This window comes from Paraburkholderia caledonica NBRC 102488 (assembly GCF_000685095.1).
GTDB classification, from domain to species: Bacteria; Pseudomonadota; Gammaproteobacteria; order Burkholderiales; family Burkholderiaceae; genus Paraburkholderia; species Paraburkholderia caledonica.
The window spans coordinates 99302-111875 of record NZ_BAYE01000007.1; the positions used below are offsets into that span (position 1 = coordinate 99302).

Annotated in this window: 12 protein-coding genes; 6 read left to right on the forward strand and 6 right to left on the reverse strand. The window is 62.8% G+C overall.

What is annotated here, in order from left to right; genetic code table 11:
• The first annotated feature begins 1 nt into the window (after position 1).
• On the forward strand, positions 2–1483 hold the full coding sequence (locus BCA01S_RS16410) for an N-acyl-D-amino-acid deacylase family protein (protein WP_027777834.1): 1482 nt from the start codon (positions 2–4) through the stop codon (positions 1481–1483).
• A gap of 73 nt (positions 1484–1556) precedes the next feature.
• A complete protein-coding gene (locus BCA01S_RS16415) occupies positions 1557–1943 on the forward strand; it encodes a RidA family protein (RefSeq protein WP_020066927.1) in 387 nt (128 codons plus the stop codon).
• Between the two features lie 58 nt (positions 1944–2001).
• Here the strand turns inward: BCA01S_RS16415 and queF are convergent, their stop codons facing one another.
• From queF to BCA01S_RS16445, 6 genes are read right to left on the reverse strand one after another with little or no spacing between them, the layout of a single operon-like run.
• Complete coding sequence (gene queF, locus BCA01S_RS16420) at positions 2002–2826, reverse strand: NADPH-dependent 7-cyano-7-deazaguanine reductase QueF (protein WP_027777835.1); 825 nt, start codon at positions 2824–2826, stop codon at positions 2002–2004.
• Positions 2823–3725: a 5'-nucleotidase gene (locus tag BCA01S_RS16425; RefSeq protein ID WP_027777836.1), complete on the reverse strand. Its 903-nt coding sequence runs from the start codon at positions 3723–3725 to the stop codon at positions 2823–2825. Before BCA01S_RS16425 ends, queF begins: the two co-directional genes overlap by 4 nt.
• A 22-nt stretch (positions 3726–3747) precedes the next feature.
• Positions 3748–5430, reverse strand: coding sequence for a threonine ammonia-lyase, biosynthetic (ilvA, locus tag BCA01S_RS16430; RefSeq protein WP_084166869.1), 1683 nt, complete (start codon positions 5428–5430; stop codon positions 3748–3750).
• Entirely contained in the window at positions 5378–5749 is a 372-nt protein-coding gene (locus BCA01S_RS16435; protein ID WP_020069618.1) for a hypothetical protein, read from the reverse strand. Before BCA01S_RS16435 ends, ilvA begins: the two co-directional genes overlap by 53 nt.
• Before the next feature lie 37 nt (positions 5750–5786).
• Positions 5787–5963 (reverse strand): hypothetical protein, encoded by a 177-nt coding sequence (locus BCA01S_RS38515; protein WP_165572790.1) that lies wholly within the window; start codon positions 5961–5963, stop codon positions 5787–5789.
• A gap of 38 nt (positions 5964–6001) precedes the next feature.
• A complete protein-coding gene (locus BCA01S_RS16445) occupies positions 6002–6223 on the reverse strand; it encodes an MARCKS-like protein (RefSeq protein ID WP_244146001.1) in 222 nt (73 codons plus the stop codon).
• Positions 6224–6714: 491 nt separating this feature from the next.
• On the opposite strand from BCA01S_RS16445, the gene BCA01S_RS16450 reads away from it, so the two are divergent.
• From BCA01S_RS16450 to ubiE, 4 genes are all read left to right on the forward strand, one after another.
• Positions 6715–10809 carry a DUF3683 domain-containing protein gene (locus BCA01S_RS16450; protein ID WP_027777839.1) on the forward strand — a complete coding sequence of 1365 codons (4095 nt, stop codon included), beginning with the start codon at positions 6715–6717 and terminating at the stop codon, positions 10807–10809.
• A gap of 34 nt (positions 10810–10843) precedes the next feature.
• Positions 10844–11272 (forward strand): HIT family protein, encoded by a 429-nt coding sequence (locus tag BCA01S_RS16455; RefSeq protein WP_020069622.1) that lies wholly within the window; start codon positions 10844–10846, stop codon positions 11270–11272.
• A 78-nt stretch (positions 11273–11350) separates the two neighbouring features.
• Positions 11351–11764, forward strand: a complete 414-nt coding sequence (locus tag BCA01S_RS16460) for a gamma-butyrobetaine hydroxylase family protein (protein ID WP_027777840.1) — start codon at positions 11351–11353, stop codon at positions 11762–11764.
• A 67-nt stretch (positions 11765–11831) separates the two neighbouring features.
• Positions 11832–12563 carry a bifunctional demethylmenaquinone methyltransferase/2-methoxy-6-polyprenyl-1,4-benzoquinol methylase UbiE gene (ubiE, locus tag BCA01S_RS16465; protein ID WP_020069624.1) on the forward strand — a complete coding sequence of 244 codons (732 nt, stop codon included), beginning with the start codon at positions 11832–11834 and terminating at the stop codon, positions 12561–12563.
• Positions 12564–12574: the final 11 nt, after the last annotated feature.

Sequence of the window (12574 nt, forward strand, 5' to 3'; positions counted from 1 at the left end):
CATGCACTCGCATCCCGAAGCCGCCGATACGCTGATCGTCGGCGCGCAACTGTATGACGGCACAGGCGCGCCGCCTGTCGAGCGCGACGTCGCGGTCCGCGACGGGCGCATCGTCGCGATCGGCAATCTGTCGAACTGGCTCGCCGAAGAAGTGATCGAGGCCGAAGGCCGGGCGCTGGCGCCGGGTTTCATCGACGTACACACGCACGACGACACGCACGTGATCCGCTCGCCGCAAATGCTGCCGAAAATCACGCAAGGCGTGACGACGGTGATCGTCGGCAATTGCGGCATTAGCGCGTCGCCGGTTGCGCTGAAGGGCGATCCACCCGACCCGATGAATCTGCTCGGCGAGCGCGACGCGTTCCAGTACCCGAGCTTCGCGGACTACGTGAAAGCCGTGAACGCGGCGCGTCCGGCCGTGAATGTCGGTGCGCTGATCGGGCACACCGCGTTGCGAAACAACCAGATGGACCGGCTCGACCGCGCGGCCACGCCGCAAGAGATCGACGGCATGCGCGCGCAACTCGAAGAAGCGCTGGCCAACGGCGCGCTCGGGTTGAGTTCGGGACTCGCCTACGGCTCCGCGTTCGCCGCGCCAACCGAAGAAGTCATGGCGCTTGCCGAACCGCTCGCCGCCGCCGGCGCGCTGTACACCACACATATGCGCACGGAGTTCGACGCGATTCTCGACGCGATGGACGAAGCGTATCGCGTGGGCCGTCACGCGCACGTGCCGGTGATCATCTCGCATCTGAAATGCGCGGGCCCATCGAACTGGGGGCGCAGCGCCGAAGTGCTGAACTCGCTCGAAGGCGCGCGGCGCATGCAGCCTATCGGTTGCGATTGCTATCCGTACAACCGCAGTTCGTCGACGCTCGACCTGAAGCAGGTCACGGGCGACATCGACATCACGATTACGTGGTCGGAACCGCATCCGGAAATGGCCGGCAAGCTCGTCAAAGAGATTGCGGCCGAGTGGGGTGTTACGCAGCAGGAAGCGGGTAAGCGCCTGCAGCCCGCGGGCGCGGTCTATCACAACATGTCCGAGGAAGACGTGCAGCGCATCCTGTCGCATCCCGCGACAATGGTCGGCTCGGACGGTTTGCCGAACGATCCGCTGCCGCATCCGCGGTTGTGGGGCGCGTTTCCGCGCGTGCTCGGCCATTACGCGCGCGACGCTGGGTTGCTGCCGCTAGAAGAAGCGGTGCGCAAGATGACGAGTCTGTCGGCGCGGCGCTTCGGCCTTGCGCAACGTGGTGAGGTGCATATCGGCTATCACGCCGACCTCGTGCTGTTCGACCCGGCCAGAGTGCGCGACGCGGCGACGTTCGAAAAGCCGCAACAGGCGGCCGACGGCATCGACGCAGTATGGGTGAACGCCGTGCTGACTTACCGCAACGGCGAAGTAACGGGCGAGCGCGCCGGACACTTCGTCGCGCGCGGCGCGGCGTCGAAAGGCGATGCGCAGGGCGCATTCTGATTACCCGATCGAATGATCTACCATGGCGCGCGCCGCAACGAGCACGCGCGCCCGACTTTTAAGGAGCATGACGATGAAGCGATATGGCGTTGAAGGCGGGAAGGGAACGGGCGGTCAGCATATGCCGTTTGCGCGTGCAGTTGAAGCCGACGGCTGGCTGTTCGTTTCCGGGCAAACGCCGATGGAAAACGGAGAAGTGATCAACGGCGGAATTGTCGAGCAATCGCACAAGGCGATCCAGAACGTATTCGCGATTCTGAAGGAAGCGGGCTACGGCGCGGAGCATGTGGTCCGCTGCGGCGTGTGGCTCGACGATCCGCGCGACTTCGCGTCGTTCAACAAGGTGTTCCGCGAATACTTCGGCGACAATCCGCCGGCGCGCGCATGTGTCGTTTCGTCGATGGTGATCGACTGCAAAGTTGAAGTGGATTGCGTCGCATACAAGAAGCCGACGGCTTGAAGCATCAGATTTGCCGCGGGTGCATGACTGCGAGAACCCGCGGCGAAACGCTGCTTGCTTACTGACGCGCGAGCCGCATGTTGTCCGGCATCGGCAGATTGTAGTTGGTGCGGAACGGGTTGATATCGAGCCCGCCGCGCCGCGTATAGCGCGCATAGACCGCGAGCTTGACCGGCTTGCACGCCTTCAGCACATCGATAAAAATTTTCTCGACGCACTGTTCGTGAAAACCCGTGTGATTACGGTACGAGATGATGTAGCGCAGCAAGCCAGCGTGATCGATCTGCGGGCCGACGTAGTGAATCTGCACGCTGCCCCAATCGGGTTGGCCGGTCACCGGACAATTCGACTTCAACAAATTCGAAAACAGCGTCTCCTCGACAGGCGCTTCATCTAACGCCGCTTTTAGCAGCGAGGCGTCGGGCTGGTAGGTATCCGTGTCCAGGTCCAGCCGGTCGAGCGACATGCCCTCGAATTCTTCCATCTGCAATTTGCCGAAATCGTGCGGCGCAGTCAGATGAACCGAAACGGTCGCGCCGCAAGACGCCGACACGTCGCGCCTGATCGTGTCGCGCACCACGTCGATCGACTCAAACGCGGTCTGCGCGAACGAGCCGAGATAAAGCTTGAACGACTTCGACTCGACGATGTTCGGCGACTCGGCGGGCACGAAGAAGGTCGCCACCGCGATTTGCGGTTTGCCGCGCTGATTCAGCCACGACAATTCATACGCGTTCCAGATGTCCGTGCCGAAGAACGGCAGTTGCGCGCCAATGCCGATGGCGTCGCGTGCGTTGCTGCGCGCAATCGGAAAAAGCAGCGAGGCGTCGTACTGTTCGGTGTAAGTGGAAGCCTTACCCAGCGGTGATTGTTCGGGTGTCATGGTGCATTCACGATGCCACTCAGCACGTGCCCGGTCGCCGTCACGACGCGGGCCGATTCGCAATGGCCAATTTGGTCGTCGAAGAAAAAGTCCGGCTCGAACTCGCGCAGAAATGCGCTCTTGTCGAGGCCGCCGAGGAACATCGCTTCGTCGATTTCGATGTTCCAGGCCATCAGGGTTCGGATGGCGCGCTCGTGCGCGGGCGCCGAGCGGGCCGTCACCAATGCCGTACGAATATGCATGGGCGCGGCTTGATCCGCGAGTTTTTGCAGCCGGTGAAGCGCTTCGAGCAAGGGTTTGAGCGGCCCGTCGGCGAGCGGCAAATCCTTGTTGTGCGTCTCGTGGCCGACGAACGCCCGCAGGCCGTCCTTCTGAAACACGCGCTCGGCTTCGTCGGAGAACAGAACCGCGTCGCCGTCGAAAGCAATGCGGATTTCGTCCGGATACTTGCTCGCCATTTTCGCCGATTCCGGCAGGACGCGTGCAGCCGGGAAACCGGCGGCCAGCGCGTCGCGCACGTCGTCCTGATTAGCCGAGAGAAACAGCGACGCGTTCAAGGGCTTCAGATATCCGAACGGCGCACGGCCGCGCGTGAACACTCCGCGCTCGATGGCGAGCCCGTGTTCGCGACACGAATGAAATGCCCTCAGTCCGCTGATCGGATCGCTGCGAGACAGGATCACCACTTCCACATGATGACCGCCCGTATTCAACGCCAGCAGTTTGCGGATCAGCGGAAACGCGACGCCGGGTTTGGCGGGCACGGTCAGCCGGTCGCGCTGCAGCGCTTCATAGGTCTGTAGATCGCCTTCTTCGTACACGCGGTTCTCTTCCTCGAAATCGAAGAGTGCGCGCGACGATATTGCCACCACCAGTTTGTCGACAAGCGAGAGAGCCATGTGCGCGTTTCAATCCAGAAGTTCAGGCAAGAAACAGCCGATACACCGGATTGTGCGTCTCTTCCCAATGCGGATAACCGAGGGTGGCGAGGAAGCGCTCGAACTCCGCGTTGTCCGTTTGCGGCACCTGAATGCCTACGAGAATCGAGCTATAGTCCGCGCCCTGATTACGATAATGGAAAAGGCTGATATTCCAGTCAGGTGCCATCGACGAAAGAAACTTCATCAGCGCACCCGGCCGCTCGGGAAACTCGAAGCGGAAGAGGCGTTCGTCGTGTGCGAGCGGCGAGCGGCCGCCGACCATGTAACGGATGTGCTGCTTCGAGAGTTCATCGAACGTCAGATCGACGGTGGCAAAGTTGTGCGCCTCGAACGCGCCCGCAATCTGCGCCGATTCGCTGCGGTTCCGGATCTGCACGCCCACGAAAATGTGCGCGGACTCGGCCTGCGCGATCCGGTAATTGAATTCGGTGACGCTGCGCGTGCCGACCAGTTCGCAAAAGCGCCTGAAGCTGCCGCGCTCTTCGGGAATGGTCACCGCGAACACCGCCTCGCGGGCCTCACCCACTTCCGCGCGCTCGGCCACGAAACGCATGCGGTCGAAGTTCATGTTCGCGCCCGACGTGATCGCGATCAGCGTCTGGTTCTCGATGCCTTCGCGCTCGGCATACTGTTTGGCACCCGCCACAGCGAGCGAGCCCGCCGGTTCAAGCACGCTGCGGGTGTCCTGAAACACGTCCTTGATCGCGGCGCACAGCGCGTCGGTGTTCACGAGCAGCACGTCGTCCAGATATTCGCTGCACAGGCGGAAGGTTTCTTCGCCGACGAGCTTCACCGCGGTGCCGTCGGAGAACAGGCCGACTTCGTTTAGCGTGACGCGCTCGCCGGCTTTCAGCGATGCGGCCATCGCGCACGAGTCGTCGGTCTGCACGCCGATCACCTTGATCTCGGGACGCACCGATTTCACATACGCCGCAACACCGGCCGCGAGTCCGCCGCCGCCGATCGGCACGAAGATCGCATGAATCGGGCCCTGATGCTGGCTCAGGATTTCCATTGCAACCGTGCCTTGCCCGGCGATCACATACGGATCGTCGAACGGATGCACGAAGGTCAGCCCGCGCTCTTCCTGCAGTTGCACCGCGTGGCCGTAGGCATCGCTATACGACTCGCCGAACTGCACGACCTCGACGGTCGGGCCGCCATGCGCGCGCACCGCGTCGACCTTGACCTGCGGCGTGGTGACCGGCACGACGATGATCGCCTTCACGCCCATGCGCGCGGCAGACAGCGCGACGCCCTGCGCATGATTGCCCGCCGACGCGGTGATCACGCCGCGCATGAGCGCCTCGGCGGGAATATGCGCCATCTTGTTGTACGCGCCGCGCACCTTGAACGAGAACACCGGCTGGTTGTCCTCGCGCTTCAGATAGACCGGATTGCGCAGGCGCGCCGATAGTTGCGGCGCGCGTTCGAGTTCGGTCTCGCGCGCCACGTCGTAGACGCGTGCGGTGAGGGTTTTCTTCAGATAGTCGTGGGAGGCCATGCGGGTGGCGCGATGCGCTCTGGAAGGCGGAAAAGCATCAATGATAGCGCCAACGCCGCATGCACTGCCCTCACCGGTCGTCGGGCAGCGCCCCGCCGCGCGCGGTCTAGAAGATATGCGGCGGCCTGCCGTCGGTGAGTTCGCGCGGCAGCGGTTCATCGAGTTGCCATTCGACATGCGGCAGCGCGAACAGGTCGCCGTGAAATTCGACCGGGCCCTCGCTCGTGAAAAGCCCATCGAGATAATCGAAGTTCAGCTGCGATGAGACGGCGCGCAACGCCGCGTCGACCGAGTGCGACGGTTGCAGATCGAGCGGATCGACGTCGAGCCGCACGGTGTAGCGGTCGCCTTTCGTTTCCATGGCGCCGACGTCGATCAGCTTGCCGTCCGGGTTTTGCGCAATGACGCGCTCGCCGTTGGCGAACAGCCTGAACGTGGCCCGAAGCGCCGCGGACGCGGCGGGTTGCTTGGTTGCCATCGCGATTCTCCTTGTGATTTCGCGTCGCAGATGTGATTCAGCCGGCTTCCCCGACTTCCTTCGGGTCGGGCAGATTCGTGCCGCCACCAGGCTTAGGCGGCGCGGGTTCATTCCTGGCCGATTGCTTCTGTTCGTCGGACAGACGGCGGTCGCCGGCAGTCGGGTCGTTAGGCGTTTGACGCGGGGGCGTCGGGCGGGCGGATTCGCTGGTCATCATGGGCTCCTGGTCGTGTCGATCGGTGAAAGTCGTGCTCAATCCGGCGAGCGCGTGCGGTCGGCGTCGCTTTGCGTGCCAGGCGGCGTGCCGGGTTTCGTGTTGGGGTCCGCGCCCGGTGCGACGTCTTCCAAGCGTTGAGTCCCGGATTCCCCGTCGCGCCGCTCGTCCGAGCCGTCGCTGGGAATGTTCTCGGTATGGCCGGGCACCGGTTGCTGCTCGATATGCTCGGCGTTCTTCATGTCGGGGTCGGACATCATGAGCCTCCATGGATCGCTGGTTTCGTGTAGCCGATCAGCATCCCGCATGCCGCGTTCTTTGCGGTCGTCGGCATCTACTGGCTGATGGTGACAAAAGTCGCCTGATCGATAGAGGACCATCGACGCCGCGCGGCCCGCGCCGCAGCGCGGCTTGGACGCCGTCGAACCCGCCGCGCTCGCATTTCCGCCTGCAACGCGTGGCGGGCCGATGCGGTAGAATTCCATTTTGGAATAAGGATCGGAAGATGCACTGGCAGCCTCGGATCGCCCACTTGATGCCCGCCCCGCGTGAGTCTTGTCCCGCGGCGGAGCGTCATGTCCGCCACGCACGATCGTGTAGCTGTATCTGAGCGCCGCGAAGCGACCGACGTGGGCAGGCCGTCGGTGGTGCTTCGTTCCCCAAGAAGATTTCCAAGCATTGCGCCCCACGCGCACCGTCAGCCGGCGCCTCGCCATGAGCGCGCATGACTGACCCACCGAGTCGTCCAAACATGAACGCACCTCAAGTTTTCGATCCGCACGGAGCCGCCGCTGCGGTGGTCGCCGATCCCGAAGCGCGCCTGCGCGAAATTCCCTACAACTACACGTCGTTCTCCGACCGCGAAATCGTCATCCGCCTGCTAGGCGACGACGCATGGGCGGCGCTTGCCGAACTGCGTGCGGAGCGCCGCACCGGCCGCTCGGCGCGCATGCTGTACGAAGTGCTCGGCGACATCTGGGTGGTGCGCCGCAATCCGTATTTGCAGGACGATCTGCTCGACAACCCGAAACGGCGCGCAATGCTGATCGAGGCGTTGCATCACCGTCTGTCGGAGATCGAGAAGCGCCGCCGCGCCGATCTGATCGAGCATGGCGATGAAGCGGGGGTCGACCGTGCCGCGCGTGTCGAAACGCTGGTGCAGGCCGCGCGCCGCGCCGTCGACGAATTCGAAAGCGAATTCCAGAAGACTTACGATCTGCGCCGCCGCGCAACGAAGGTGCTGGGCCGCGTCACCGAAAAAGACAACATCAAGTTCGACGGTTTGTCCCGCGTTTCGCACGTGACCGACGCGACAGACTGGCGCGTCGAGTATCCGTTCGTCGTTCTCACGCCGGATACCGAAGCCGAGATCGCCGGCATGATCAAGGCGTGTTTCGAGCTCGGGCTGACGGTGATTCCGCGGGGAGGCGGCACCGGCTACACGGGCGGCGCCGTTCCGCTCACGCCGTTCTCCGCAGTCATCAACACCGAAAAGCTCGAACAGCTCGGCGCGGTGGAAATGACCGAACTGCCGGGCGTCGACCGCAAGGTGCCGACCATTTTCTCGGGCGCAGGCGTGGTCACGCGGCGCGTGACCGAGGCGGCCGAGCAGGCCGGGTTCGTGTTCGCCGTCGATCCGACCTCGCTCGACGCGTCCTGCGTCGGCGGCAACGTCGCGATGAACGCGGGCGGCAAGAAAGCGGTGTTGTGGGGCACGGCGCTCGACAACCTCGCCTGGTGGCGCATGGTCGACCCGGAAGGCAACTGGCTCGAAGTCACGCGTCTGGATCACAACCTGGGCAAGATTCACGATATCGAGGTCGCGCGCTTCGAACTGAAATGGTTCGACGGTAACCATGCGCCGGGAGAGAAGCTGCTGCGTACCGAGTCGCTCGACATCAAAGGTCGCGTGTTCCGTAAGGAAGGGCTTGGCAAGGACGTCACCGACAAGTTCCTCGCCGGCTTGCCCGGCGTCCAGAAGGAAGGCTGCGACGGTCTCATCACGTCCGCACGCTGGGTGCTGCACAAGATGCCCGCGCATACGCGCACCGTCTGCCTGGAATTCTTCGGCCAGGCGCGCGAGGCGATTCCGAGCATCGTCGAAATCAAGGACTACCTGTTCGAAACGTCGAAGCAGGGCGGCGCGATTCTCGCCGGTCTCGAACACCTGGACGAGCGCTATCTGCGCGCGGTCGGCTATGCGACCAAGAGCAAGCGCAACGCGTTCCCGAAGATGGTGCTAATCGGCGACATCGTCGGCAACGACGCGGACGCGGTCGCGCAAGCCACGTCCGAAGTGGTGCGGATGGCCAACGGCAAGAGCGGCGAAGGCTTCGTCGCGGTGAGCGCCGAGGCGCGCAAGCGCTTCTGGCTCGACCGCAGCCGTACCGCCGCAATCGCAAAGCACACGAACGCGTTCAAGATCAACGAAGATGTGGTGATTCCGCTCGACCGCATGGGCGAGTACACGGACGGCATCGAGCGTATCAACATCGAGTTGTCGATCAAGAATAAGCTCCAACTGGTCGACGCGCTGGAAGCGTTCTTCCAGGCAGGCAAGCTGCCGCTCGGCAAGAGCGACGACGCCAATGAAATTCCGAGTGCGGAACTGCTGGAAGACCGCGTTCAGCAGGCGCTGGATCTGCTGAAGCGCGTGCGCACGCGTTGGGAATTTCTGCGCGACAAGCTCGATCTGTCGTTGCGTGAAGCGCAGCACTATCTGGTCGGTCTGGGCTACGAAGCGCTCGCGGAGAAATTTGCCGACCGTGTCGACACGCAGGCCGGCGCCACCGTGTTCGACGTCACGCAGGACCGCACCATCCGCGTGTCCTGGAAGCAGGAGATTCGCGCCGAGTTGCGGCAGATCTTCAATGGCGGCGAGTTCAAGCCGATCCTCGACGAAGCGCAGGCGATCCACAAGCATGTGCTGCGCGGCCGCGTGTTCGTCGCGCTGCACATGCACGCGGGCGACGGCAACGTGCACACGAACCTGCCGGTGAACTCGGATAACTACGAGATGCTGCAGGACGCCCACACTGCGGTCGCGCGCATCATGAAGCTGGCCCGCTCGCTCGACGGCGTGATTTCCGGCGAGCACGGCATCGGCATTACCAAGCTCGAATTCCTGACCGACGACGAAATCGGCGAATTCCGCGCGTATAAAAAGCGCGTCGATCCGCATGGCCGCTTCAACGCAGGCAAGCTGCTCGAAGGCGCCGATCTGCGCAATGCCTACACGCCGAGCTTCGGCCTGATGGGCTACGAATCGCTGATCATGCAGCAGTCCGACATCGGGGCGATTTCCGAGTCCATCAAGGACTGCCTGCGCTGCGGCAAGTGCAAGCCGGTGTGCGCGACGCACGTGCCGCGCGCGAACCTGCTGTACAGCCCGCGCAACAAGATTCTCGCGACTTCGCTGCTGGTCGAGGCGTTCCTGTACGAGGAGCAGACGCGCCGCGGCGTGTCGATCAAGCATTGGGACGAGTTCAACGACGTCGCCGATCACTGCACCGTGTGTCACAAATGCGTGACGCCGTGCCCGGTGAAGATCGACTTCGGCGACGTGACCATGAACATGCGCAACCTGCTGCGCAAGATGGGCAAGAAGAAGTTCAATCCGGGCAACGCGGCCGGCATGTTCTTCCTCAACGCAACGAATCCGCAGACCATCAACCTCGCACGTACGGCGATGATGGGTATCGGCTACAAGGCGCAGCGCCTCGGCAACGACGTGCTGAAAAAGTTTGCGAAGAAGCAGACGGCGCACCCGCCCGCAACGGTCGGCAAGCCGCCGGTCACGCAGCAGGTGATCCACTTCATGAACAAGAAGATGCCGGGCAATCTGCCGAAGAAAACCGCGCGCGCGTTGCTCGATATCGAGGACAACAAGATCGTCCCGATCATCCGCAATCCGAAGACGACCACGGCCGACACGGAAGCGGTGTTCTACTTCCCCGGCTGCGGTTCCGAGCGGCTCTTCTCGCAAGTCGGCCTCGCGACGCAGGCCATGTTGTGGGAAGCGGGCGTGCAAACGGTGTTGCCGCCGGGCTACCTGTGCTGCGGCTATCCGCAGCGCGGCTCCGGGCAGTACGACAAGGCCGAACAGATCGTCACCGACAACCGCGTGCTGTTTCACCGTGTAGCGAATACGCTGAACTATCTCGACATCAAGACCGTGGTGGTGTCGTGCGGCACGTGTTACGACCAGCTCGCCGGTTATGAATTCGACAAGATTTTCCCGGGCTGCCGGATCATCGACATTCATGAGTTCCTGCTGGAAAAGGGCATGAAGCTCGACGGCGTGAACGGCGTGCGTTACATGTACCACGACCCTTGCCACACGCCGATCAAGACGATGGATCCGGTCAAACTCGTCAACTCGCTGATGGGTTCGGAGAAAGACGGCTACAAGATCGAGAAGAACGATCGCTGCTGCGGTGAGTCGGGCACGCTCGCGGTCACGCGTCCTGACATTTCGACGCAGGTGCGTTTCCGCAAGGAAGAGGAAATCCGCAAGGGCGCTGCGAACTTGCGCGGCATTCCTCTGCTCGCCGAAGCCGGCGCGAACGCGATCAACCCGGCCAATGCATCGGCTGGCACGGCGGGCGCGGGGAACGGCTCGGTGCTGAAGGCTGGCGACGGTCCGCAGCCCAAGGGCGCCACCGACGTGAAGATCCTGACGAGCTGCCCGTCCTGTCTGCAAGGCTTGTCGCGTTACAACGAAGACGCGGGCATCGAGGCGGATTACATCGTGGTGGAAATGGCGCGTCACGTTCTCGGAGAAGACTGGATGGTCGACTACGTGCAGCGGGCGAACAATGGCGGAATCGAGCGCGTGCTGGTTTAATGGCACGACTGACGATTTTTGCCTGAGGACGACGATGGACTGCGTTTTTTGCCGTGAAGATGGCGGCGATGTGCTTTGGCAGGACGACACCTTGCGCGTCGTCCTTGCCGACGAACACGATTACCCGGGCTTTTGCCGCGTGATCTGGAATGAGCATGTGGCGGAGTTCTCGGACCTCGACGCCGCCGGCCGCGATCGCGTGATGAAGGCGGTCTACGCCGTGGAACGCGCAATGCGGCGCATCCTGCAGCCGGCCAAGGTGAATCTCGCGAGCCTCGGCAACCAGGTGCCGCATGTGCACTGGCACGTGATTCCGCGTTTCTCGAACGACGCGCATTTCCCGCTGCCCATCTGGGCGCCGCGTCAGCGCACGGTGTCCGAGGCAATGCTGTCGTCACGCCGTGCACAAGCCACCCTGTTGCGCGAAGCGGTGCGGCAGGAAATCGAACAGGCTCTTGGCTGAGCGCCACTAACCATTCCTTCGCGCCGCGCCGTTTCAAGGGCGACTTGTGGTGCGGCGGCGCTTTCTAAAGAGGCCATGATGAGCGGATTGACTCCCGATACACCGGTGCCGACCGGCGTCGTCGTGCATTCCAAGTCGCGCGTGCTGGAACTGCAGTACGCAAGCGGCGAATCGTATCGGCTGCCGTTCGAACTGCTGCGCGTGTATTCGCCGTCGGCGGAAGTGCAGGGCCACGGGCCCGGCCAGGAGACGCTGCAAACCGGCAAGCGCGACGTCACGATCACGATGATCGAGGGCGTGGGCAACTACGCGATCCAGCCGACATTCTCCGACGGGCACTCCACCGGCATCTATTCGTGGGACCTGCTCTACGACATGGCGCGGCGCCAGGACGAACTCTGGCGCGCGTATCTCGACAGGCTGGCGGCGGCGGGCGTCGACCGCGACGCGCCAATGCCTACACCTGGCGCTGCGCACGGCCACCGTCACTGATACGATTCGCCTGACCCGCTGCACTGATGCGGCGCAACATTTCAGAATACGCGAAAGGACAAGCGCGATGAGCAAAACCCACTTCGGCTTTCAATCGGTCGACGAACAGGAAAAAGCGCAGAAGGTGGCGGGCGTGTTCCACTCGGTTGCCGCCAACTACGACTTGATGAACGACCTGATGTCGGGCGGATTGCACCGGGCGTGGAAGATGTTCACGATCGCCCAGGCCAACGTGCGGCCGGGCTACAAGGTGCTCGACATCGCGGGCGGCACGGGCGATCTGTCCAAAGCGTTTGCAAAGCAGGCCGGCGAAACCGGCGAGGTCTGGCACACGGACATCAACGAATCCATGCTGCGCGTTGGCCGCGACCGTTTGCTCGACAAGGGAGTGATCACGCCGGCGCTCCTTTGCGACGCCGAGAAGATCCCTTTTCCGGACAATTACTTCGACGTCGTGACCGTGGCATTCGGCTTGCGCAATATGACGCATAAGGACGTTGCGCTGGCGGAAATGCGTCGCGTCCTGAAGCCGGCAGGCCGTCTGCTAGTTCTCGAGTTCTCGAAGGTATGGGATCCGTTGAAAAAAGCCTACGATGTCTATTCGTTCAAGGTGTTGCCGTGGCTTGGCGAGCGCTTTGCGAAAGACGCGGAAAGCTACCGCTACCTCGCGGAATCGATCCGGATGCATCCGGATCAGGAAACCTTAAAGACAATGATGGAACAAGCCGGCCTTGACGGCGTCAAATATTACAATTTGTCAGCTGGCGTGGTAGCTTTACATGTGGGAACCAAATACTAGGGTTCCTAACC

Excerpts from the sequence above, each read along its gene's own strand:
- BCA01S_RS16410 (WP_027777834.1), top strand. The coding sequence starts at position 2 with ATGCACTCGCATCCCGAAGCCGCCGATACGCTGATCGTCGGCGCGCAA.
- BCA01S_RS16415 (WP_020066927.1), top strand. The coding sequence starts at position 1,557 with ATGAAGCGATATGGCGTTGAAGGCGGGAAGGGAACGGGCGGTCAGCAT.
- queF (WP_027777835.1), bottom strand. The coding sequence starts at position 2,826 with ATGACACCCGAACAATCACCGCTGGGTAAGGCTTCCACTTACACCGAA.
- BCA01S_RS16425 (WP_027777836.1), bottom strand. The coding sequence starts at position 3,725 with ATGGCTCTCTCGCTTGTCGACAAACTGGTGGTGGCAATATCGTCGCGC.
- ilvA (WP_084166869.1), bottom strand. The coding sequence starts at position 5,430 with ATGAACCGCTGCCGCGCGAACTCACCGACGGCAGGCCGCCGCATATCT.
- BCA01S_RS16435 (WP_020069618.1), bottom strand. The coding sequence starts at position 5,749 with ATGGCAACCAAGCAACCCGCCGCGTCCGCGGCGCTTCGGGCCACGTTC.
- BCA01S_RS38515 (WP_165572790.1), bottom strand. The coding sequence starts at position 5,963 with ATGACCAGCGAATCCGCCCGCCCGACGCCCCCGCGTCAAACGCCTAAC.
- BCA01S_RS16445 (WP_244146001.1), bottom strand. The coding sequence starts at position 6,223 with ATGATGTCCGACCCCGACATGAAGAACGCCGAGCATATCGAGCAGCAA.
- BCA01S_RS16450 (WP_027777839.1), top strand. The coding sequence starts at position 6,715 with ATGAACGCACCTCAAGTTTTCGATCCGCACGGAGCCGCCGCTGCGGTG.
- BCA01S_RS16455 (WP_020069622.1), top strand. The coding sequence starts at position 10,844 with ATGGACTGCGTTTTTTGCCGTGAAGATGGCGGCGATGTGCTTTGGCAG.
- BCA01S_RS16460 (WP_027777840.1), top strand. The coding sequence starts at position 11,351 with ATGAGCGGATTGACTCCCGATACACCGGTGCCGACCGGCGTCGTCGTG.
- ubiE (WP_020069624.1), top strand. The coding sequence starts at position 11,832 with ATGAGCAAAACCCACTTCGGCTTTCAATCGGTCGACGAACAGGAAAAA.